The 20,987-nt window shown below is 71.5% G+C and carries 18 protein-coding genes; 9 read left to right on the top strand and 9 right to left on the bottom strand.

All coding sequences use genetic code 11. The features are described 5' to 3' along the window. Nucleotides 1–3: 3 nt before the first annotated feature. Together ABWI07_RS32535 and ABWI07_RS32530 are read right to left on the bottom strand one after the other, a co-directional pair. Nucleotides 4–459, bottom strand: coding sequence for a roadblock/LC7 domain-containing protein (locus ABWI07_RS32535; protein WP_500210325.1), 456 nt, complete (start codon nucleotides 457–459; stop codon nucleotides 4–6). Beyond that, nucleotides 456–3,101 (bottom strand): sensor histidine kinase, encoded by a 2,646-nt coding sequence (locus tag ABWI07_RS32530; RefSeq protein WP_353820916.1) that lies wholly within the window; start codon nucleotides 3,099–3,101, stop codon nucleotides 456–458. The genes ABWI07_RS32535 and ABWI07_RS32530 overlap by 4 nt, the downstream gene beginning before the upstream one ends. A gap of 351 nt (nucleotides 3,102–3,452) precedes the next feature. Between ABWI07_RS32530 and ABWI07_RS32525 the strand changes: the two genes are divergently transcribed. Further along, on the top strand, nucleotides 3,453–4,295 hold the full coding sequence (locus ABWI07_RS32525; protein ID WP_149264168.1) for a sirohydrochlorin chelatase: 843 nt from the start codon (nucleotides 3,453–3,455) through the stop codon (nucleotides 4,293–4,295). 91 nt (nucleotides 4,296–4,386) lie between these two features. Here the strand turns inward: ABWI07_RS32525 and ABWI07_RS32520 are convergent, their stop codons facing one another. Together ABWI07_RS32520 and ABWI07_RS32515 are read right to left on the bottom strand one after the other, a co-directional pair. Then, nucleotides 4,387–5,184 carry an enoyl-CoA hydratase/isomerase family protein gene (locus tag ABWI07_RS32520; RefSeq protein WP_149264169.1) on the bottom strand — a complete coding sequence of 266 codons (798 nt, stop codon included), beginning with the start codon at nucleotides 5,182–5,184 and terminating at the stop codon, nucleotides 4,387–4,389. Between the two features lie 4 nt (nucleotides 5,185–5,188). Then, nucleotides 5,189–6,091, bottom strand: coding sequence for an SDR family oxidoreductase (locus tag ABWI07_RS32515; RefSeq protein WP_149264170.1), 903 nt, complete (start codon nucleotides 6,089–6,091; stop codon nucleotides 5,189–5,191). A 245-nt stretch (nucleotides 6,092–6,336) separates the two neighbouring features. On the opposite strand from ABWI07_RS32515, the gene ABWI07_RS32510 reads away from it, so the two are divergent. Further along, nucleotides 6,337–7,401, top strand: coding sequence for an NAD(P)H-dependent amine dehydrogenase family protein (locus ABWI07_RS32510; RefSeq protein ID WP_353820915.1), 1,065 nt, complete (start codon nucleotides 6,337–6,339; stop codon nucleotides 7,399–7,401). Between the two features lie 25 nt (nucleotides 7,402–7,426). Here ABWI07_RS32510 and ABWI07_RS32505 read toward each other — a convergent pair whose 3' ends face one another. Beyond that, nucleotides 7,427–8,122, bottom strand: coding sequence for a DedA family protein (locus tag ABWI07_RS32505; protein WP_149264172.1), 696 nt, complete (start codon nucleotides 8,120–8,122; stop codon nucleotides 7,427–7,429). A gap of 153 nt (nucleotides 8,123–8,275) precedes the next feature. Here ABWI07_RS32505 and ABWI07_RS32500 point away from each other — a divergent pair, with 153 nt between their 5' ends. The 6 genes from ABWI07_RS32500 (at nucleotide 8,276) to ABWI07_RS32475 (ending at nucleotide 15,687) form a co-directional block, all read left to right on the top strand. Continuing rightward, nucleotides 8,276–9,184, top strand: coding sequence for a glutathione S-transferase family protein (locus ABWI07_RS32500; RefSeq protein WP_353820914.1), 909 nt, complete (start codon nucleotides 8,276–8,278; stop codon nucleotides 9,182–9,184). Between the two features lie 62 nt (nucleotides 9,185–9,246). Then, nucleotides 9,247–9,918 (top strand): AIM24 family protein, encoded by a 672-nt coding sequence (locus ABWI07_RS32495; RefSeq protein ID WP_149264174.1) that lies wholly within the window; start codon nucleotides 9,247–9,249, stop codon nucleotides 9,916–9,918. A gap of 183 nt (nucleotides 9,919–10,101) precedes the next feature. Further along, a complete protein-coding gene (locus ABWI07_RS32490) occupies nucleotides 10,102–13,812 on the top strand; it encodes a multifunctional oxoglutarate decarboxylase/oxoglutarate dehydrogenase thiamine pyrophosphate-binding subunit/dihydrolipoyllysine-residue succinyltransferase subunit (RefSeq protein WP_149264175.1) in 3,711 nt (1,236 codons plus the stop codon). Nucleotides 13,813–13,883: 71 nt separating this feature from the next. Continuing rightward, nucleotides 13,884–14,060 carry a DUF6104 family protein gene (locus ABWI07_RS32485; protein WP_168221026.1) on the top strand — a complete coding sequence of 59 codons (177 nt, stop codon included), beginning with the start codon at nucleotides 13,884–13,886 and terminating at the stop codon, nucleotides 14,058–14,060. Nucleotides 14,061–14,108: 48 nt separating this feature from the next. Beyond that, nucleotides 14,109–14,960, top strand: a complete 852-nt coding sequence (locus ABWI07_RS32480; RefSeq protein ID WP_235037377.1) for a DUF4097 family beta strand repeat-containing protein — start codon at nucleotides 14,109–14,111, stop codon at nucleotides 14,958–14,960. A 4-nt stretch (nucleotides 14,961–14,964) separates the two neighbouring features. Continuing rightward, nucleotides 14,965–15,687, top strand: coding sequence for a PadR family transcriptional regulator (locus ABWI07_RS32475; protein WP_149264176.1), 723 nt, complete (start codon nucleotides 14,965–14,967; stop codon nucleotides 15,685–15,687). A gap of 48 nt (nucleotides 15,688–15,735) precedes the next feature. Here the strand turns inward: ABWI07_RS32475 and ABWI07_RS32470 are convergent, their stop codons facing one another. From ABWI07_RS32470 to ABWI07_RS32455, 4 genes are all read right to left on the bottom strand, one after another. Beyond that, a complete protein-coding gene (locus ABWI07_RS32470; RefSeq protein ID WP_149264177.1) occupies nucleotides 15,736–16,704 on the bottom strand; it encodes a zinc-binding dehydrogenase in 969 nt (322 codons plus the stop codon). 76 nt (nucleotides 16,705–16,780) lie between these two features. Continuing rightward, the gene (locus tag ABWI07_RS32465) at nucleotides 16,781–17,533 is read right to left on the bottom strand and encodes an amino acid ABC transporter ATP-binding protein (protein ID WP_149264224.1); all 753 of its coding nucleotides are present in this window, start codon (nucleotides 17,531–17,533) and stop codon (nucleotides 16,781–16,783) included. 68 nt (nucleotides 17,534–17,601) lie between these two features. Beyond that, entirely contained in the window at nucleotides 17,602–18,513 is a 912-nt protein-coding gene (locus tag ABWI07_RS32460; protein ID WP_353820913.1) for an amino acid ABC transporter permease, read from the bottom strand. Between the two features lie 4 nt (nucleotides 18,514–18,517). Next, entirely contained in the window at nucleotides 18,518–19,429 is a 912-nt protein-coding gene (locus tag ABWI07_RS32455) for an ABC transporter substrate-binding protein (protein ID WP_149264179.1), read from the bottom strand. A 365-nt stretch (nucleotides 19,430–19,794) separates the two neighbouring features. Here ABWI07_RS32455 and ABWI07_RS32450 point away from each other — a divergent pair, with 365 nt between their 5' ends. After that, entirely contained in the window at nucleotides 19,795–20,985 is a 1,191-nt protein-coding gene (locus ABWI07_RS32450) for an NAD(P)-dependent malic enzyme (RefSeq protein WP_149264180.1), read from the top strand. Nucleotides 20,986–20,987: the final 2 nt, after the last annotated feature.

Below are 20,987 nucleotides of genomic sequence, written 5' to 3'. Positions count from 1 at the left end.
CGGTCAGAAGCCCCGCGGCGCGGACCCCCCGGCGCCTCCGAAGCCCTGGCCGCCCTGCTCCGCCCCGAATCTCGGGCTCGCCTGCAGGTGCTGGCCGACCCGCTTGACCAGCACCGCCATCTCGTAGGCGACGAGTCCGGCGTCGGCGTCCGCCTCGGCCAGCACCGCGAGGCACGTGCCGTCGCCCGCGGCCGTCACGAACAGCAGCAGCGCGTCCATCTCGATGATGGTCTGCCGGACGTTGCCGCCCGCGAAGTGCCGGCCGGCGCCGCGCGCGAGGCTCTGCACGCCGGACGCCAGCGCCGACAGGTGCTCGGCGTCCTCCCGGGCGAGCTCGTTGGAGGCGGCCACGGCCAGCCCGTCGCGCGAAAGGATCACCGCCTGCCGCACCGTCGTGACCCGCTGGGCGAAGTCGTTGAGCAGCCAGTTCAGCTCACCGGTCACGGTGTTGTGCATCATCGGGTCCCCTCATCCCCCATGTCGGACGCGCGTCCGCGCCGCCATCCCTGCTGTATCGATGCCATCAGCGAGCGTGCCTCCTCGGGCGAGCGTGCGACGGCCCCGGTCGTGACTTCGCCGGCCCCTGGCGGCGACGGGGGCCTCTTGCGCAGTTGCGGGGCCAGGTTCTTCTGCCGGACGCGGCGGGGCAGCCCGGCGTAGGTGCCCGCGGGCTCCCAGTCCTCGGCGGCCTCGTCCGCGGCGCCGTCCGCGGGGTAGGCGGCGTCCTCGCCGGCCACCGGAGCTCCGGGGTCGGCGGGCCGCTCGTCCGGCGGCGGCACCGCGTCGTCCGACCAGGGGTTCGGGGCGGGACGCGGCGGCGGGGTGGGCGCCGGCCGGTCCGGGACGCCCCACGGTGTGGTGGGCGTGGTGGGCGTGGTGGGCGCGGCGGGCGCCGGGTGCGCGGCGGGTCCGGGGGGCGCGGTGAGCTCGGGCAGCGCGGGCGGCGGCTCCAGCGGGCCGCCGGCGCCCTCCGCCTGCCCTGGAGCGTTCCGCCGGCGGCGCAGGTGCGGCTCCTCCACGGGGAGCGCGGTGAACTCCCCGGAGGCCGCGGAGTCGTGCAGCGGGACGACCGCGTCGGGGACGGGCGCGGGCAGGAGCGCCGGCGCCCACCCCTGCGCACCGCCGCCGGCGGTCTCGGCCGCGGCGTCCTCGTCGGGCCCCTCCCCGGGCGGCAGCATCCCGGCGGCCATCTGCTCGGCCGGCACCACGAGCTCGTGCGGGAACAGGACGATCGCGGTGACGCCGCCGTACGGGGAGCGCTGCAGGGTCACGGAGACGTCGTGGCGGGCGGCCAGCCGCGCGACGACGAACAGCCCGAGCTGGTCGGTGTCGACCAGGTCGTACTCGGGCGGCTCGGCCAGCCGCCGGTTGGCCTCGGCGAGCAGTTCGGGCTTCACGCCGAGGCCGCGGTCCTCGATCTCGACCGCGAACCCGGTGCCGACCCGCTCGGCCATCACCCGCACCTCGGTGTTGGGCGGGGAGAACGACGCCGCGTTCTCGATCAGCTCGGCCAGCAGGTGCACGACGTCGGTGACGGCCGCGCCGACCAGGCCGTCCTCGGCGTCGGTCAGCACGGTCGCGCGTGTGTAGTCCTCGATCTCCGAGACGGCCGCGCGCAGCACGTCGGCGAAGCGCACCGGCCGCCGCCACCCGCGCCCCGGCGTGGCGCCGGACAGGATGATGAGGCTCTCGGCGTGCCGCCGCATGCGGGTGGTGAGGTGGTCGATGCGGAACAGGTCTTCCAGGTCGTCGGCCTCGGCGCGGCTCTCCAGGCCGTCCAGCAGCGTCAGCTGGCGGTGCAGGAGCGACTGGTTGCGGCGGGCGATGTTGAGGAAGATGCGGCTGACGCCGGCGCGCAGCTCGGCCTGGCCCACGGCGGCGTCGACGGCGGTCCGCTGCACCTTGGCGAAGGCCTCGGCGAGCCGGGCGACCTCGGCGGTGCGCCCGGCGCTCAGCGGCGGGGCCTCCGCGGCGACGTCGACGCTCTCGTTGCGGCTGAGCCGCCGGACGATGCCGGGCAGCCGCTGCTCGGCGAGCTCCTCGGCGGACCCGCGCAGCCCGACCAGCTCGCGGACGAACCCGCGCGCGAACCGCAGCGACAGCAGCACCGAGAGCAGGATCGCCAGCAGGCCGAGGCCGCCGACGGCGGCGAGCCTGAGGTAGGCCTCGCGGCCGAGGTCGTCGGCGTGCTCCCCGGCGCGCTTGGAGTTGCCGAGCACCATCGCGTTGACCGACAGCACGAGCGGCTGCGCGGTCCGCTGCCACTCGGCGGCCTGGACGGGCAGCGGCCTGCGCGGGTCGGCGTCGGCGATCCGGTCCTCCATCGCCTTGAACGCCTGGTACTGCGGGGACGCGAAGACCTGCGCGGTGCCGGTCCGGTAGACCGCGGGGTCGAGCATCGAGCGCTGCTTGGACCATTGCCAGCGCTGCTCGCCGACCATTTCCACGAACAGCCGGTGCTCGGCGGCGGTCATCCGGCCCCGGGTGATGAAGGCGCCCGCGACCAGCGCGTTCTCGCGCTGGAGCAGCTCCATGGCGCGACCGGCGTGCCGGGTGGAGAGCGTCCAGTTGTAGAGCCCGGAGTCGTCGATGACCACGAGGCTGTCGTAGAGCCGGTGCATGTCGTCGACCATCGTGCCGTAGCCGTTGACCGCGGCCAACCGGTCGACGGACCGGGCGTCGACCGCGGCGCGCAGCCCGCCGAGCCCGCCGAGCGCCCGCAGGACGTCGTCGACGCGGGACTCCATCTGGGCGTTGGTGGCGCTGCGCGCGGCGGCGGAGGTGGCCTCGCGGCGGAAGTGCTCGACGGCCGCGTCGACGCGCGAGCGCTGCGACACCAGGGCGGCGGGGGTGGCGCCCGCGGCGGAGCGCGGGGTGCTGAGGAACACGGCCGAGGCCAGGCGCTCCTTGCCCAGCTCGACCAGGACGCCCTGGCCGCTCGGCGCGAACTTGCGGTCGAGCGTGTGGTACCGGCGCTGGGCGAGCGCGTCGCGGCCGGTGACGATCGCGGCGTATCCCCAGAGCGCGACGAGTGAGAGCAGCGGCACGAGCAGCAGCGCGGTGACCTTCGAGCGGATCGACCGCCTACGGGGGGATTTCATGTGACCTCGAACGTTCCGGCACGGAGGGTCCCTGGATCATAAAGGCCGCCCGCGACGCCCCCGCAACCCCTTGACGGCATTCGGCCGCATTTGCTGCCATTCATTGCTACCTGCGGCAATGCGCGGAGGCAAGACGATCTTGGCGAGCCTCGCGGGAAGAGGATAGCGGCAAATCCGGACAATTTGCTTCATTTCCCCCTGTTGCTCCGCAAGATTGCGCCATACTCTGCTTCTTCATCCACCGCCCGCACCGCGGCCGGTCCGGGAAGGAGACCCACGATTCCTACAGGCAACGACGACGGCCGGGCCGGGAGGACGGCTCCCGGGCCGGAGGGCGTTACGATGCCCGCCGTGAGTCCCGAAAGCCAGGCATCCGAGGCATTGCCGTCGCGACGGCGCCGCACACCCCGCGGCGGCCGGCACCGCGGCGACGAGTCCTTCCTGCTGCCCCCCGGATCCCCCACGCTCGTCCTCGCCGTCCCCGGACCCGCCAGGCGGGCCGGCACCGACATCGGCGCCGAGCTCGCCCGGCTCGTCGAGATCGAGCACACCGGGCAGCCGGCCCATGTCGGGCACCTGGAGGGCGACGAGGCGAGCCTGCACGCCGTGCTCGCCGGACTCCGGCAGCGGGACGACGAGCTCGCGGCCGTGGTCGTACCGCTGTCCACCGGTCCCGACCCGGCGCTGGACGCCGCCGTGCGCGCCGCCGTGGCGGCCGCGCCCGTGCGCACCGTCGCCGCCGAGCCGCTCGGCCCGCACCCGCTCATCGCCGAGGCGCTGCACGACCGGCTCGCCGACGCGGGGCTCGCCCGCGCCGACCGCATCAGGCTCATGACGATGGTGACGGCCGCGTCCGGTGTGATCGTCGCCACCCCGGGCGACGCGGCCGCCGTCCGGCAGGCCGAGGTCACCGGCGTGCTCCTCGCCTCCCGGCTCGCGGCCCCCGTCTTCACCGCCTCGCTGAACGACGAGGCGTCGGTGAAGGCCGCCTACGAGCAGCTGCGCGCGGCCGGCGCCGCGTCCATCGCCGTCGCCCCGCACCTGATCGGGCCCGAGCCGGAGGCCGCGCTGGTCCCGGCCGCCGCCGCCTCCGTGGGCTCCGCCCACTCCGCGCCCCTCGGCGCGCACCCGGCCCTGGCCCGCCTGGCCGCACTCCGCTACGTCGAAGCACTCTCGACCGCACTGGCCGACTAGCGCCGTCGCCACCGGGTGCGTCGACCTGCGGCATGTTGCCCTTATGGCGGCGGCGGTAAGGGCAACACGCCGCAAGTCGACGCGGGGATTCTCAGCGGTTCTTGAACTCGGGGCGGCGTTTCTCCAGGGTGGCCGTCATGCCTTCGGCGAGGTCCTCGCTGAAGAAGGCGAGGGTCTGGACGGCCGTCTCCGCCATGAGCTGCCGGCGCAGGCCCGGGACGTCCAGGGACGCGTTGAGCAGTTCCTTCGTGCGGCTCAGGCCGTAGGGGGACCTGGTGAGCAGCTCGTCGGCGAGGGCCTGGGCGGCCGCCAGGTCCCCGCCCTCGGGGGCGATCTCGGTGATGAGGCCGAGGGCGTCGGCGCGGGCCGCGTCCAGGCGCTGCGCCCGGTAGGTGATCTCGGCGGCCTTCGCCGGGCCCACGAGGCGCGGCAGCAGCCAGGACAGGCCGCAGTCGCCGGCCGACAGCCCGAGGTCGACGAACGGGACGACGAAGCGGGTCGTCGGGTCGGCGACCCGCAGGTCGCAGGCCAGCGCCCAGGACACGCCCATGCCCGCGACGGGGCCGTGCAGCGCCGCGATCACCGGCTGCGGGATCTCCCGCAGCCGCGCGGTGACCTCGCCGCCGCGGGCGATGCCCCGGTAGAGCCGCTGGACGCGCCCCTCCCCGGCCGGCTCGCCCGGGTCGCCGCCCTGGATGTCCATCCCCGAGCAGAACCCGCGGCCCGCGCCGGTGAGCACGACCACGCGGGTGGAGGGGTCGCGCGCCAGCCCGTGGAGGACGTCCAGCATCTCCTCGGTCAGCGCGCCGTCGACCGCGTTCAGGCGCTCCGGGCGGGACAGGGTGATCGTGAGCACCCCGTCCCGCCGGTCGAGCTCGATCCCGGCCAACGGCTCAGGACGTGAGCTGCTGGATCAGCGGGCCCATCTGCTCGCCCACGTTCCCGAACACGGTCAGCGGCTCGTTGGCGCTGATGGCCGCCCAGTTGTCCCGGACGTCCTCGACCGACAGCGTCGCATTCTGCCCGTAGCCGGGGCCCTCCGCCACGAAGATCTTCGCGATCCGGCCGCCGCCGACCGTGTAGACCTGGCCGGAGTCCTCGACCGAGTCGTGGACGAGGTAGGCGACGAGCGGCGTCACCTGCTCGACGCCGAGCTTGTCGGCGAAGTCGGCGGGCAGCAGGTCCTCGGTCATGCGGGTCCAGGCCACCGGGGCGATCGCGTTGGCCTTGATGTTGTACTTCGCGCCCTCCTGGGCGAGGGTCTTGGTGAACCCGACGAGGCCCATCTTGGCCGTGGAGTAGTTGGCCTGGCCGAAGTTGCCGAACAGGCCCGCGGGCGACGAGGTGTTCACGATCCGGCCGTAGCCCTGCTCGCGCAGGTGCGGCCAGGCGGCGCTGGAGACCAGGAACGAGCCGCGCAGGTGGACGGCGATGACCGCGTCGAACTCCTCGACCGACATGTTCTTGAACGACTTGTCGCGCAGGATGCCCGCGTTGTTGACCACGATGTCGACCTTGCCGAACGCGTCCAGCGCGGTCTTGACGATCGCCTGGGCGCCCTCGGGGGTGGCGACGTTGTCGGGGTTCGCGACGGCCTCGCCGCCGTTCTTCTTGATCTCGTCCACGACCTCCTGGGCGGGGCCGGCGGAGGCGCCGGTACCGGTCCGGTCACCGCCGAGGTCGTTGACGACGACCTTGGCGCCGCGCGCGGCGAGCTCCAGCGCGTGCTGGCGGCCGAGGCCGTGGCCAGCCCCGGTCACGACCGCCACGCGGCCGTCGTAGCGCAGTTCCGACATCTCGTGTCTCCTCACATCGCACCGACTACGCCCCCAGGTAATCATCGGGGGGTTACCAGTGGTACCACTGAACCGAATCGCGCTCGGCCGCGACCCCCGGGGTTCCTTCCCGGCCGTGCGCCGGATCAGTCCCGCGTAGGGTGGGACGAGAGAGGAAGTTGCGGAGATCGCCGCAATTCTCCCGTGCCTGCCGCGTAGTCTCCTCACTCGTCGACGCCGCCAGGAGCAACGGAGGTCCCGTCTCGATGAGCCTCGCCGACGCGTCCCCGTCCGGCCGCCGCCACCGCGTGGTCCAGTGGGCGACGGGCGCGCTCGGCCGCAGCGCGATCCGGGGGGTCCTCGACCGCGACGACATGGAGCTCGCCGGCGTGTGGGTGCACACCCCGGCCAAGGTGGGCGCCGACGCCGGGACGCTGGCGGGCCGCGACCCGGTCGGCGTCACCGCGACCGGCGACCTCGGCGAGATCCTCGACCTGGAGGCCGACTGCGTCGTCTACGCCCCGAGCCCCGCGCGCGACCGGTTCGCCGAACTGGAGACGATCTGCGCGCTGCTGGCGTCCGGCAAGAACCTGATCTCCCTCAGCGGGCTGGTCTACCCGCAGGCGCACGGCCCGTTCTTCGTGAACGAGCTGGAGCAGGCCTGCAAGCGCGGCGGGGTGTCGGTGCACGGCAGCGGCGTCAGCCACGGCTTCATGGCCGACGTGATGCCGCTGGTGCTGTCGCGGCTGTCCCGCCGGATCACCCACGTCTACGCCCGCGAGTGCACCGACTTCGCCCGGCACCCCTCCTGGCGGATGGTCCACCGCGTGCTCGGGTTCGGCAAGGACGAGGAGGCGTACCTGCGCGCGCTGCGGCCCACCCGCGCCGCGATGCGCATGCTGTTCTCCGAGAGCCTGCACCTGATCGCCGCCGGGCTCGGCGTCGAGCTGGACGAGATCGACGTTGACGTCGACCACCGGCTGGCCGGCGCCGACCTCTCCACCGCCGCCGGGCCGATCCCGCGCGGCACGGTCGCCGCCGCCCGCTGGACGTTCAGCGGCATCGCCGCCGGCCGCCCCGTCATCACCGTCGAGGTCGTGCACAAGGCCGACGCCGCGCGGATGCCCGACGAGTGGGGCCGGCCCGGGTACTCGCTGCGCGTGGACGGCCGGCCCTCGCTCACGCTGTCGGCCGGCGAGGAGTGGGTCTCCGACGCGGTCTCCGCGGCGTCCGCGCACGCGCTGAACTCGGTCCCGGCCGTGTGCGCCGCCGACCCCGGCATCCGCACCTACCTCGACCTGCCGATGATCACCGGCCGGATGCACCTCTGAGCGCTCCCGGCATCGGGACGGCCGGTCAGGACGGCAGCGTCGACGCCGACTCGTCCGCTTCCTCTTCCTCGTCCTCGGCGGCCTCCTCGGCGGCCTGCGCCTCGGCCTCCTCGCGCGCCTCCCGGCGGTGCTTGCGGACGCTCCAGACCACCAGCGCGACGACGGCCGCGGCCGCCAGCCCGATCGCCAGGCCCCGCCCCGCGAGCTTGGCCGCGTGCTCGAACGCCGTGCCCGCGAAGAAGCCGCCGAGCGTGAACGTCACGACCCAGACGACGCCGCCGATGACGTTGAAGAGCAGGAACTTCGGATACGGCAGCCGCGAACTGCCCGCGAGGGCCGGCATGAGCGCCCGCAGCAGCGCCGTGAACCGTCCGATGAACACCGCGAACGCGCCGCGCCGGCGGATCAGGTCCTGCGCGGCCGCGACCTTCGCGCGGTGTCTTCGCATCATCTTGACGTCCAGCAGCCGCGGCCCGTACTTGCGGCCGATCTCGTAGCCGACCGAGTCGCCCGTCACGGCGGCGAAGACCGCGATGACCAGCAGCAGCGGCAGCGAGAGGACGTGCTGGCTGGCGAGGACGCCGCCGACCACGATCGCCGTCTCGCCGGGGAACACGAACCCGACGAACAGCGCTGCCTCGGCGAACACCAGCGCCGCGATGATCAGGTAGATCATCGCGGGCGGCAGGCCGTCCACCAGGGCGTTGAATTGCTCGAGCATGGACCCCCGCCACCTCGTCGATCCGCCGGGCCGGCCTCGCGGCCGTTTCACACTGGATACCGACGGTTATGGTAGCCGCGGGGTTCCCGGACCCGGATCGCCCGCAGGGGTCGGTCTCCGGGTCGTCCTCACCTACTTGAGAGGGAGACGGGCATGAGCGTGCAGGAGGTCGAGGGAGGCCGTTTCGTCCGGCAGGCGAACCGGTTCACCGAGCGGATCACCGCGGACGGGTCGAGCGGTCTGCCCTCCGAGCCCGGCAGGTACCGGCTCTTCGTCTCCTACGCCTGCCCGTGGGCCCACCGGACGCTCATCGTGCGGCGGCTGCTGGGCCTGGAGGACGTCATCGGCGTCGGGGTCGTCGACCCCATCCGGGACGAGAAGGGCTGGCGGTTCCCCGACCGCGACCCCGTGACCGGCGCCGTCTTCCTTTCGGAGCTGTACCTGTCCACGGACCCCGCGTTCCAGGGCCGCTACACCGTGCCCTGCATCTGGGACACCGAGACCGAGCGCCTCGTCACCAACGACTTCCCGAACATCACCACGATGTTCGAGACCGAGTTCACCGCCCACCACCGCCCCGGCGCGCCCGACCTGTACCCCGAGGCGCTGCGCCCCGAGATCGACGAGCTGAACGACCTCGTCTACCACACCGTGAACAACGGCGTTTACAAGGCCGGCTTCGCCACCTCGCAGGGCGCCTACGAGGAGGCCTTCGACGCCCTCTTCGACACCCTGGACCGGCTGGAGGAGCGCCTGGGCACCCGCCGCTACCTCTTCGGAGACGAGATCACCGAGGCCGACGTCCGGCTCTACCCGACGCTCGCCCGCTTCGACGCCGTCTACCACGGCCACTTCAAGTGCAACCTGCGGCGCCTGGCCGACTACGGCAACCTCTGGGGCTACGCCCGCGACCTGTACTCGATCCCGGCGTTCGGCGAGACCACTAACTTCGACCACATCAAGCGGCACTACTACGTGACGCAGCGCAACATCAACCCGTCCGGCGTCGTCGCCAAGGGCCCGCTCGTGGACTGGACGTCCCCGCACGACCGGGGACGTTGACGGCCTCTGCCTCGTTATGCTGGCGCACCTCCAGTAATCCGCACGAGAGGCACGACCCGACCATGCGCAGCCAGTTCTTCGGCAACCTCGAGCAGGGCCAGCAACTCCCCGGCCACTTCGCCCTCCAGAACTCCAAGATGCTCCGGATCCACCTGAACGGCGACGTCCTCGCCCGGCAGGGGTCCATGGTCGCCTTCCAGGGCCAGATGGAGTTCGACTACGAGGGCGCGGGCGGCATCGGCAAGTTCATGAAGAAGGCCCTGACCGGCGAGGGCGTCCCCCTCATGCGCGTCAAGGGCCAGGGACTGCTGTTCGTCGCCAACGACGCCGACGACATCCACCTGTTCTACCTGGAGAACGAGGGGATCACCGTCAACGGCAAGAACATCCTCGCCTACGACTCGCACCTGCAGTCCGACATCCAGCGCGTCCAGGGCGCCGGCATCGCCGCGGGCGGCCTGTTCAACACCACCCTCCAGGGCACCGGCTGGGTGGCGCTGACCACGCACGGGACGCCCGTGATGCTCGACTGCGGCCGCGCCCCCACGTTCGCCGACGGCCAGTCCGCCGTCGCGTGGAGCACCAGCCTCCAGGTCGGTGTGAACCGCACCTTCAAGGCCGGCGCCCTCATCGGCCGCGGCAGCGGCGAGGCGATGCAGCTCGCCTACCAGGGCCAGGGCTTCGTCCTCATCCAGGCTTCCGAGGGCCCGACGGTCGCCCCGCACACTCACTGACCCTCAAGAGATCGCCTGGTAGATCTTGCCGAAGGCACGGCCCTGCCTTCGGCGGGTTCGGCCAACGCGGGGGGACGGCGGGGGCGGGCTTGCGACACGCTGGCATGGTTCGGGGGCAAGTGCGAGTAGCCTTGTTGCGTCTCAGAACTTACCTGCGAGCTGCGGAAGAGGGCGATCTCCGCCGTGTCGACAGAGTCGTCGCAAACAAGTGCCGACCCGAAGATGACCGATTTCGGCGCCAACGAGTGGCTGGTCGACGAGCTGTACCAGAAGTACCTCGACGACCCGAACTCCGTTGACGAAGCCTGGTGGAACTTCTTCGCGGACTACCAGCCGGACAGCCGGCCCGCGTCCGCCACCCCCCAGGCCCCCGCCGACGGCGCGGCCCCGAGGGCCGCGAACGGCACCGCGGCCGCTCCGCCGACACCGCAGCCGCCGGCCGCGCCGCCGAAGGCCCCGGCCAAGCAGGCCGCCAAGGCGCCGGCCCCCAAGGCCGAGAAGCCGGCCCCCCCGCCGGTGCCGGCGGGCGCCGAGGAGGTCCGGCTGCGCGGCGTCGCCGCCCGGACGGCCACCAACATGGAGGCCAGCCTCGCGGTGCCGACGGCGACGAGCGTGCGCGCCGTCCCGGCCAAGCTGCTGATCGACAACCGCATCGTCATCAACAACCACCTCAAGCGCGGGCGCGGCGGCAAGGTCTCCTTCACGCACCTCATCGGGTACGCGATCGTCAGGGCGCTGACCGCGATGCCCGAGATGAACGCCGCGTTCACCGAGGTGGACGGCAAGCCGGTGCTGATCAGGCCCGAACACGTCAACTTCGGGCTGGCCATCGACCTGCAGAAGGACGACGGTTCGCGGCAGCTGGTCGTGCCGAGCATCAAGGCCGCCGAGACGCTGGACTTCCGCCAGTTCTGGGCCTCCTACGAGGAGATCGTCCGCAAGGCCCGCGGCGGCAAGCTCACCCTCGAGGACTTCCAGGGCACCACGATCAGCCTGACGAACCCGGGCACGATCGGCACCGTCCACTCGGTGCCGCGGCTGATGCCCGGCCAGGGCACGATCATCGGCGTCGGCGCCATGGAGTACCCGGCCGAGTTCGCGGGCGCGTCCAGCGACACCCTGGCCCGCATGGGGATCAGCAAGGTGATGACGCTGACCTCCACCTACGACCACCGGATCATCCAGGGCGCGCAGTCCGGCGACTTCCTGCGCCGCATCCACCAGCTGCTGCTCGGCGAGGACGGCTTCTACGACGAGATCTTCGAGGCGCTGCGCATCCCGTACGAGCCGGTGCGCTGGGTCAAGGACATCTCCGCCACCCACGAGGACGACGTCGCCAAGGTCGCCCGCGTGCACGAGCTGATCCACGCCTACAGGGTCCGCGGCCACCTGATGGCCGACACCGACCCGCTGGAGTACAAGCAGCGCCGCCACCCCGACCTCGACATCCTCAAGCACGGCCTCACCCTGTGGGACCTGGAGCGCGAGTTCGCGACCGGCGGGTTCGGCGGCAAGCCGACGATGAGGCTGCGCGAGATCCTCGGCGTGCTGCGGATGGCGTACTGCCGGACGGTCGGCATCGAGTACATGCACATCCAGGACCCGGAGGAGCGCGCCTGGATCCAGGAGCGCGTGGAGGTCCCGCACGAGAAGCCCTCGCGCGAGGAGCAGCTGCACGTGCTGCGGCGGCTGAACAGCGCCGAGGCCTTCGAGACGTTCCTGCAGACGAAGTTCGTCGGGCAGAAGCGGTTCTCCCTGGAGGGCGGCGAGTCGGTCATCCCGCTGCTCGACTCGGTGATCTCGGCGGCGGCGAAGGCCAGCCTGGACGAGGTCGTGATCGGCATGGCGCACCGCGGCCGGCTGAACGTCCTCGCCAACATCGTCGGCAAGTCCTACGGGCAGATCTTCGGCGAGTTCGAGGGCAATCTCGACCCGCGCAGCGCGCAGGGCTCGGGCGACGTGAAGTACCACCTCGGGGCGTCCGGCGACTTCGTCGCGAGCGACGGCTCCAAGATCCACACCGAGCTGGTCGCCAACCCCTCCCATCTGGAGACGGTCGACCCGGTGCTGGAGGGCGTCGTCCGCGCCAAGCAGGACCTCCTGGACGTCGGCGAGGCCGGCTTCACCGTCCTGCCGATCCTGATCCACGGCGACGCGGCGTTCGCCGGGCAGGGCGTGGTGGCCGAGACGCTGAACCTGTCGCAGCTGCGCGGCTACCGCACCGGCGGCTCCGTGCACGTGATCATCAACAACCAGGTGGGCTTCACCACGGCGCCGGAGTACTCGCGCTCCAGCGTCTACGCCACCGACGTCGCGCGGATGATCCAGGCGCCGATCTTCCACGTCAACGGCGACGACCCCGAGATGTGCGCGCGGGTGGCGCGGCTCGCGTTCGAGTACCGGCAGACGTTCAAGAAGGACGTCGTCATCGACATGGTCTGCTACCGGCGGCGCGGCCACAACGAGGGCGAGAACCCCTCGTTCACGCAGCCGCTCATGTACGACCTGATCGACGCCAAGCGGTCCGTGCGCAAGCTCTACACCGAGGCGCTGATCGGCCGCGGCGACATCACGGTGGAGGAGGCCGAGCAGGCCCTCCGCGACTACCAGGAGCAGCTGGAGCGGGCCTTCACCGAGACCCGCGAGGCCGTGAAGAAGCCCCTCGAACCCGGCTCGGTCGTGAAGCCGGACGTCGAGGAGCGCATCCCGATCGACCACGGCAAGGCCGGCTCGGCGATCCCGCAGGAGACCGTGAAGCGGATCATCGAGTCGCAGGTCAGCCTGCCGGAGGGCTTCACCCCGCACCCGCGGCTCCAGCCGATCCTGCAGCGCCGCGCCCAGATGATCGAGGACGACGCGATCGACTGGGCGACCGGCGAGCTGCTGGCGATGGGCTCGCTGCTGATCGACGGCCACCCGGTGCGGCTCGTCGGGCAGGACACCCGGCGCGGCACGTTCGGCCAGCGGCACGCGGTGCTCGTCGACCGCAGGACGGGCGAGGAGTACACGCCGCTCAAGCAGTTCGGGCAGGGCGTGTCGAAGTTCTACGTGCACGACTCGCTGCTCAGCGAGTACGCGGCGATGGGCTTCGAGTACGGCTACTCGATGACCCGCCCCGACGCGCTCGTCTGCTGGGAGGCCCAGTTCGGCGACTTCGCCAACGGCGCCCAGTCGATCGTCGACGAGTACATCTCCTCCGGCGAGCAGAAGTGGGGCCAGCATTCGGGCGTCGTGCTGCTGCTGCCGCACGGCTACGAGGGCCAGGGGCCCGACCACTCGTCCGCGCGGATCGAGCGGTACCTGCAGCTGTGCGCGCAGGACAACATGACGGTCGTCTACCCGACGACGCCGGCGAACTACTTCCACCTGCTGCGCTGGCAGGTCCTGTCGAACCGGCACAAGCCGCTGGTCGTGTTCACGCCGAAGTCGCTGCTGCGGCTGAAGGCGGCCACGTCCCCGGTCGAGCAGATCACCGCCGGCGCGTTCCAGCCGGTCATCCCCGAGAGCGACCCGGCGATCGACCCGGCGGGCGTGCGGCGGGTGCTGCTCACCACCGGCAAGATCTACTACGACGTGGTGAAGGCCCGCCAGGCGGCCGGCGCGAACGACACCGCGGTCGTGCGGGTCGAGCGGCTCTACCCGCCGCCGGTCGACGAGATCAAGGCGGAGCTGGCCAAGTACCCGGCCGGCGTCGAGATCGTCTTCGTGCAGGACGAGCCCGCCAACATGGGCGCCTGGCCGTTCATGGCGCTGAAGCTGCCGCACCACATCGAGGGGCTGAAGATGTCGCGGGTGTCGCGCCCGGCGTCCTCGTCCCCCGCGGTGGGGTCGGCGAAGCTGCACCAGGCGGAGCAGGACGCGCTGCTCGCGCGCCTGTTCGGCGAGCAGAAGTAGCGGTACGGATTCGACCCGAGGGCTCCGGTGCACCGCGCCGGGGCCCTCGGGCTTCCATGGGGAGAGACGGCATGTACTTCACCGACCGGGGCATCGAGGAACTGGTCGACCGGCGCGGCGCGGAGGAGGTCAGCCTGGAGTGGCTGGCCGGCCGGCTGCGCGAGTTCGTCGACCTGAACCCCGAGTTCGAGACCCCCGTCGACCGCCTCGCCACCTGGCTGGCGCGGTTGGACGACGAGGAGGACTAACGCGATATGTCTTGACTTCCGGCGAACGCGACATATCGTGTTTACTGGATGCAGGCCTCGGACGAAGGGCACATCGCGATGTCGCGCTGGACGATCGACGAACCGACCACCCTCGACTTCGACGGCGTGGTCGCGCTGCGGGTGACGCTGATCGCGGGCAGCGTGTCGGTGCTCGCCTCCGACGAGCGCCCCTCCATCATGGTCGGGAGCGTCGAGGGCCCGCCGCTGGTGGTCACGCACGAGGCGGGGATGCTGACCGTCACCCACGAGAAGCTCTGGGAGGGCGTGCTCGGCTGGCTGCGCAACCAGAAGGTCCGCGCGTCGATCACCGTGACCGTCCCGCGCGACTGCCCCGTCAACCTCAACCTGGTGTCGGCGGACGCGGTGGTGACCGGCACGACGGCACGCACGTCCATCAAGAGCGCCTCCGGCGATGTGACGCTCGACGGGGTTGCGGGCGCGATCGACGCCAACACGGTCTCCGGCGCGATCGAGGCTCAGGGGCTCGACGGGACGATGTCGTTCACGTCCGTGTCCGGCGACCTGACCCTGGCCGGCGCGTCCGTCGAGCGGCTGGCGGCCCGCACGGTGAGCGGCCGCATCGCCGCCGACGTCGACCTGGCCCGGGACGGCGCCGTCGAGGTCAACACGGTCTCGGGCGAGGTGGCGCTGCGCGTCCCCGCGTCCACCGGCGCGCAGGTCGCGCTCAACTCGGCCGCCGGGCGGATCGAGACGTCCTTCGCGCTCGACCGGCAGGAGCGCACCGTCTCGCGCGCCGTCACCGGCAAGACGGGGGACGGCTCGGGCCGGATCTCGGTCAACACGGTGTCCGGCGCGATCGCCCTCCTCGGCCGCGACGACGACGCGCCGGAGATCACCACACCCCGAATGGAGAAGTGACGACGTGAGCCCCGTCTTCGGCCACGGTCGCCTGCGGCTGTACCTGCTCAAGCTGCTGGAGGAGAGCCCCCGGCACGGCTACGAGGTGATCCGGCTCCTGCAGGACCGGTTCCTCGGGGTCTACTCCCCCTCCCCCGGCACGATCTATCCGCGGCTGGCCCGGCTGGAGGCCGAGGGCCTGGTCACCCACGAGGTGGTCAAGGGCAAGAAGGTGTACTCGCTGACCGACAAGGGCCGCGAGGAGCTGGAGCGCCGGATGGACGAGCTGGCCGAGCTGGAGGAGGAGATCGCCGCCTCCGCGCAGGAGTTCGCCCGCGGCGTGCAGGAGGACGTCCGGCAGACCGTCCGGACGCTGCGCGAGGAGCTGACCCAGGCCGCCCGGACGATGCGCGACCAGGGCAAGACCACGTCCAAGGACGCGTGGAAGGAGACCACCGAGCGCCAGAAGGACGAGTGGCGCCGGCAGAAGGAGTACTGGCGGGAGCAGAAGCAGGCGTGGAAGGAGGAGTGGCGGCAGAACTGGGACGACGCCTGGAAGACGGCGACCGGTACCCGCGAGGACGTCGCCCGCCTCAAGCTGGAGCGCCTGCTCCGCCGGTTCGTCGAGGACGTCCGCAAGTCGGCGAAGAAGGCCCGGCTGGACGACGACGACCTCGCCGCCGCGCAGGCCCTCCTCGACGAGACCCGCGAGCGGCTGCGGAACGAGATCTTCGACCGGAGGCCGTGACCGGCCTCCCGGCCACGGCCCGCCCTACGGCGTCACGGCGTCACGTCCTCACGGCGTGAAGACGATCTTGCCGAAGAGGTCGCCCTCCGCCATCGCGGCGAAGCCCTCCTTCGCCCGGCTCAGCGGCAGCGCCCGGTCGACGTGCGGCCGCACGCCGGTCTTGACCAGGAAGCGGGCGAGCCGCTCCAGCTGGTCGCGGGTGCCCATGGTGGAGCCGACGATCTGGAGCTGGAGGAAGAACACCCGGTTCAGCTCGGCGGGCGGCACCTGCCCGCTGGTCGCGCCCGACACCACGATCCGGCCGCCGGGCCGCAGCGACTTCAGCGAGTGCGACCAGGTCGCCTGCCCGACCGTCTCGATCACGGCGTCGACGCGCTCGGGCAGCCGCGCGCCCGTCTCGAAGGCGGCGTCCGCCCCGAGCTCCTCGGCCCGCTTGCGCTTGGCCTCGCTGCGGCTGGTGGCGTAGACGCGGTAGCCGGCGGCGGCCGCCAGCGCGATCGCCGCGGTCGCGACGCCGCCGCCCGCGCCCTGCACCAGCACGGACGCGCCGGGCTGGAGCCCGGCCTTGTCGAACAGCATGCGGTACGCGGTGAGCCACGCGGTCGGCAGGCAGGCCGCCTCCTCGAACGACAGCTCCGCGGGCTTGGGGACGAGGTTGCGGCGCGGCACCGCGACCTTCTCCGCGAGCGTCCCCGGGTGGGTCTCCGACAGCAGCGACCGCTTCGGGTCGAGGGTCTCGTCGCCGCCGCCCCGGGCCGGGTCGCCGATCACCGAGTGGACGATGACCTCGTTGCCGTCCTCGTCCACCCCGGCCGCGTCGCAGCCGAGGATCATGGGGAGCCGGTCGGCGGACAGCCCGACGCCCTTCAGCGACCACAGGTCGTGGTGGTTGAGCGCGGCGGCCTTCACCGTGACGGTCGTCCACCCGTCCGGTGCCTCGGGATCGGGCCGCTCCCCCAGCGTGAGCCCGTTCAGCGGATTGTCTGCGTCGATCTGTGTGGCCGTGACAGCGAACATGAACCGACACTAACCGCCGGCCGCCCGCGCAAACGGCCCGCCCCCGCTTGTCGGGGACGGGCCGCGTGCTCGGACGTCACAGGACCTTGGAGAGGAAGTCCTGGGTTCGGGGGTGTTTCGGGTTGGTCAGGACCTCCCGGGGGGTGCCCTCCTCGACCACGACGCCGCCGTCCATGAAGACCAGGGAGTCGCCGACCTCGCGGGCGAAGCCCATCTCGTGGGTGACCACGACCATGGTCATGCCGTCGAGGGCGAGCTGCTTCATGACCTCCAGGACCTCGCCGACGAGCTCGGGGTCCAGGGCGGAGGTCGGCTCGTCGAACAGCATCAGCGCGGGCTCCATGGCGAGGGCCCGCGCGATCGCGACCCGCTGCTGCTGCCCGCCGGACAGCTGCGCCGGGTAGCTGCTCACCTTGTCGCCGAGCCCGACCCGGGTCAGCAGGGCGACGGCCCGTTCCCGGACCTGCGCCTTCGGCTGCCTCTTCACCCGGCAGGGCGCCTCCATGACGTTCTCCAGCGCCGTCATGTGGGGGAAGAGGTTGAACCGCTGGAACACCATGCCGATCTCGCGGCGCTGGGCGGCGACCTCCCGGTCGCGCAGCTCGTAGAGCTTGCCGCCCTTCTCCCGGTAGCCGACGAGGTGGCCGTTCACCCACAGCCGTCCCGCGTTGATCTTCTCCAGGTGGTTGATGCAGCGCAGGAACGTCGACTTGCCGGACCCGGACGGCCCGACGACGCACATCACCTCGCCGGGCTTGACCTCCAGGTTGATGCCCTTGAGCACCTCCAGGCGGCCGAACGACTTGTGCACCGCCTCGGCCTTGACCATCAGCCCGCCGCTCTCGACCGCCGGCTCCGGGACGCCGGGGGCGTCGCCCACGATGTCCTCGCCTCCGCTCACTGGCCGCCTCCTCCGCCGCGGAAGCGGAACCGCTGCCTGGCGTCCGCCCCCTTGCTGGTGCCCCTGCTGTAGTGCCGCTCCAGGTAGTGCTGCCCGATCATCATGAGCGAGGAGATGAGCAGGTACCACAGGCAGGCCATCACCAGCATTGGAATGATCTTGTAGGTGCTGGCGTAGATGGTCTGCGCCGTGAAGGTCAGCTCCGAGTACGGGATGGCCACGACGAGCGAGGTGTTCTTCAGCATCGAGATCGCCTCGTTGCCCGTCGGCGGGACGATGACGCGCATCGACTGCGGCAGCACGATCCGCCGCATCGTCTGCATCCGGGACATGCCGAGCGCGCTCGCGGCCTCCTGCTGGCCCTCGTCCACCGACAGGATGCCGGCCCGGACGATCTCGGCCATGTAGGCGGCCTCGTTGAGGATCAGCCCCAGCGACGCCGCGATCGCGGCGTTGACCAGCTCCTGCGTCTTCCACGTTTCGAACTCGGGTCCGAACGGGATGCCGATCCCGACCGTCGGGAACAGCGAGCCGATCGCACCCCAGATGAGCAGCTGCGTGTAGAGCGGCGTGCCGCGGAAGAACCACAGGTACACCCAGGCCGCGCCGCTGAGCAGGGGGTTGGCCGACAGCCGCATCAGCGCGAGCACGATGCCGAGCACGACGCCGCCGACCATGGCGGCCAGGGTGAGCCAGACGGTGTTCCGGACGCCCTTGAGCACCGGATCCGAGAACAGGTACTTCCACTGCTCCGCCCAGTCCAGCGCCTTGCTGGTCAGCAGGAAGTGGATGAACATGGCGACCAGCACGAGGACGACCGCCGCCCCGAGCCAGCGGCCCGGATGCCGGACCGGGACGGCCTTGATCGCCTCAGGCCGTCCCTTCTCGACGTCGTTGTCGACCGTCATGCGATCAGCTCTGCGCCCCGTTGATCTTCGGGTCGGTGATCGCGCCGGTCTCCACACCGGCATCGGTGAGGATCTTCTTGTAGGTGCCGTCCGCGATCAGCGCCTTCAGCGCGGCCTGGATGGCCTCCTTGAACTGGCCGGAGTTCTTGCCGATCGCATAGCCGTAGGGGGCGGTGTCGTAGGTCTGGCCGATGATCTGCAGCTTGCCGCCGGTCTTCTTCACCGCGTCGCCGACGATGGGCGAGTCGGCGGCCATGCCGTCGACCTTGCCCGCCACCAGGTCGTTGTTGACCTCGGTCTGCTGCTTGCGCACGACGGGCTTGATGGCCGGCTTGCCCGCGTCGGTGCACTTCTTGCTGCGCGCCTTGAGGTCGTCGACCTGAACGGTGCCCTGCTGGACGCCGATGGACTTGCCGCAGGCGTCGTCGGGGTTGACGCCCTTCGGGTTGCCCTTCAGCACGGCCCAGGTGGTCCCGGCCGAGTAGTAGGTGACGAAGTCGACGGCCCCCTCCCGCTCCTTGGTGTCGGTGAAGGACGAGACGCCGACCTCGTACTTGCCGGACTGGACGCCCGGGATGATCGTGTCGAAGCCCGCGTTGCTGTACTCGGTCTTCAGGCCGAGCTTGGCCGCGACGGCGTTGAAGAGGTCGACGTCCCAGCCGACGATCTTCTGCGACGCCGGGTCGACGGACTCGTTGGGCGGGTACGAGGCGTCGGTGCCGATCGAGATCTTCCCGTCGCTCTTGATGGCGGCCGGGACCATCGCCGCGAGCTTGCTGTCCACGCTCGTGTTCGAGGCCGCGGAGCCCGAGTCGCCCGAGTCGTTGCTGTCGCCGCATGCGGACAGCGCGAGCGCGCCCGTCAGTACGAGCGCGCTCGCCGCGACGGCGCGGCGGCGCAGAGAACCGGTGATCACTGGTCCCCCTCCAGGTGGTTTCGTCGGATCCGCGTAGATCCGAAGGTCAGGTGCACAGTTTGGCGTACAACGTCCCTGATCTGGATAAAGGGTGCGAAACAATCACGCAACGAGGCAGCCCCAGATCAATATGCGTTCACCGGGGTATGCCCCACGCAACGCGACGGACCGGACACGGTGTGGGCACGGTCACGTGACGGTCACCACCCACCCCGGCCACGGGAGGGGCACCACCCCGTGTGGCACAATCAGACAACGGGTGACCCCCGTGCGTCGCGAGATACCACCGGGTGACCGGCCACCACACCACACCACCACCCGCGGCGGCATCGCAAGAAAGCCAACTTTCACTGACAGGGGTCGCTGTGGCTGCTGAGCCCATTCCCACCGAACCGCCCTCACTGGACGACGATCCGGCGTTCCCGCTGCACCGCGGCGGCAAGCTCGAGATGCGCTCGACCATCCCCGTCCGCAACAAGGACGACCTCTCGCTGGCCTACACGCCGGGCGTCGCCCGCGTGTGCACCGCGATCGCAGACAACCCCGAACTGGCCTACGACTACACCTGGACCTCCAAGGTCGTCGCGGTCGTGACCGACGGCACCGCCGTGCTCGGCCTCGGCGACATCGGCCCGGCCGCGTCCATGCCGGTCATGGAGGGCAAGTCCCTGCTGTTCAAGGAGTTCGCGAACGTCGACTCCGTGCCGATCGCGCTGAGCTGCACCGGCGTCGACGAGATCGTCGACACCGTGATCCGGATGGCCCCGAGCTTCGGCGGCATCAACCTGGAGGACATCAGCGCCCCCCGCTGCTTCGAGATCGAGGACCGGTTGCGCGCCGCCCTCGACATCCCCGTCTTCCACGACGACCAGCACGGCACCGCCATCGTCGCGCTCGCCGCCCTCACCAACGCGGCGCGCTACGTCGGCAAGCCGCTGTCGGAGCTGCGCGCGGTCGTGGCGGGCGCGGGCGCGTCCGGCATCGCGGTCTCGCAGATCCTGATCGAGGCGGGCATCGGCGACATCGCCCTGTCCGACAGCAAGGGCATCATCCACGAGGGGCGCGACGGGCTGAACCCCGTCAAGGAGCGCATCGCGGCGATCACCAACCGCTCGCACCTGAAGGGCTCCACGGAGGAGGCGCTGCGCGGCGCCGACGTGTTCATCGGCCTGTCCGGCAGCACCGTCCACGAGTCGTGCGTCGCCACGATGTCGGAGAACGCGATCGTCTTCGCGCTCTCCAACCCCACTCCGGAGGTCCACCCGGAGGTCGCCCGGCGGCACGCCAAGGTCGTCGCGACCGGCCGCAGCGACTTCCCGAACCAGATCAACAACGTGCTGGCGTTCCCGGGCATCTTCCGCGGCGCGCTGGACGTCCGGGCCCACACCATCACCGAGGGGATGAAGCTGGCCGCGGCGAACGCCCTGGCCGACATCGTCGGCGACGACCTGACCGCCGACTACGTCATCCCCGGCCCCTTCGACGACCGGGTGGCCCCCGCCGTCACGGCCGCGGTCGCCGCGAAGGCCCGCGAAGAGGGCGTCGCCCGCATCTGACC

The sequence above is a fragment of the Actinomadura sp. NPDC000600 genome (assembly GCF_040492135.1).
In the GTDB taxonomy this organism is placed as follows: Bacteria; Actinomycetota; Actinomycetes; order Streptosporangiales; family Streptosporangiaceae; genus Spirillospora.
Note: the sequence above shows the minus strand (reverse complement) of the source record. Positions and strands in the feature narration are given on the sequence as shown.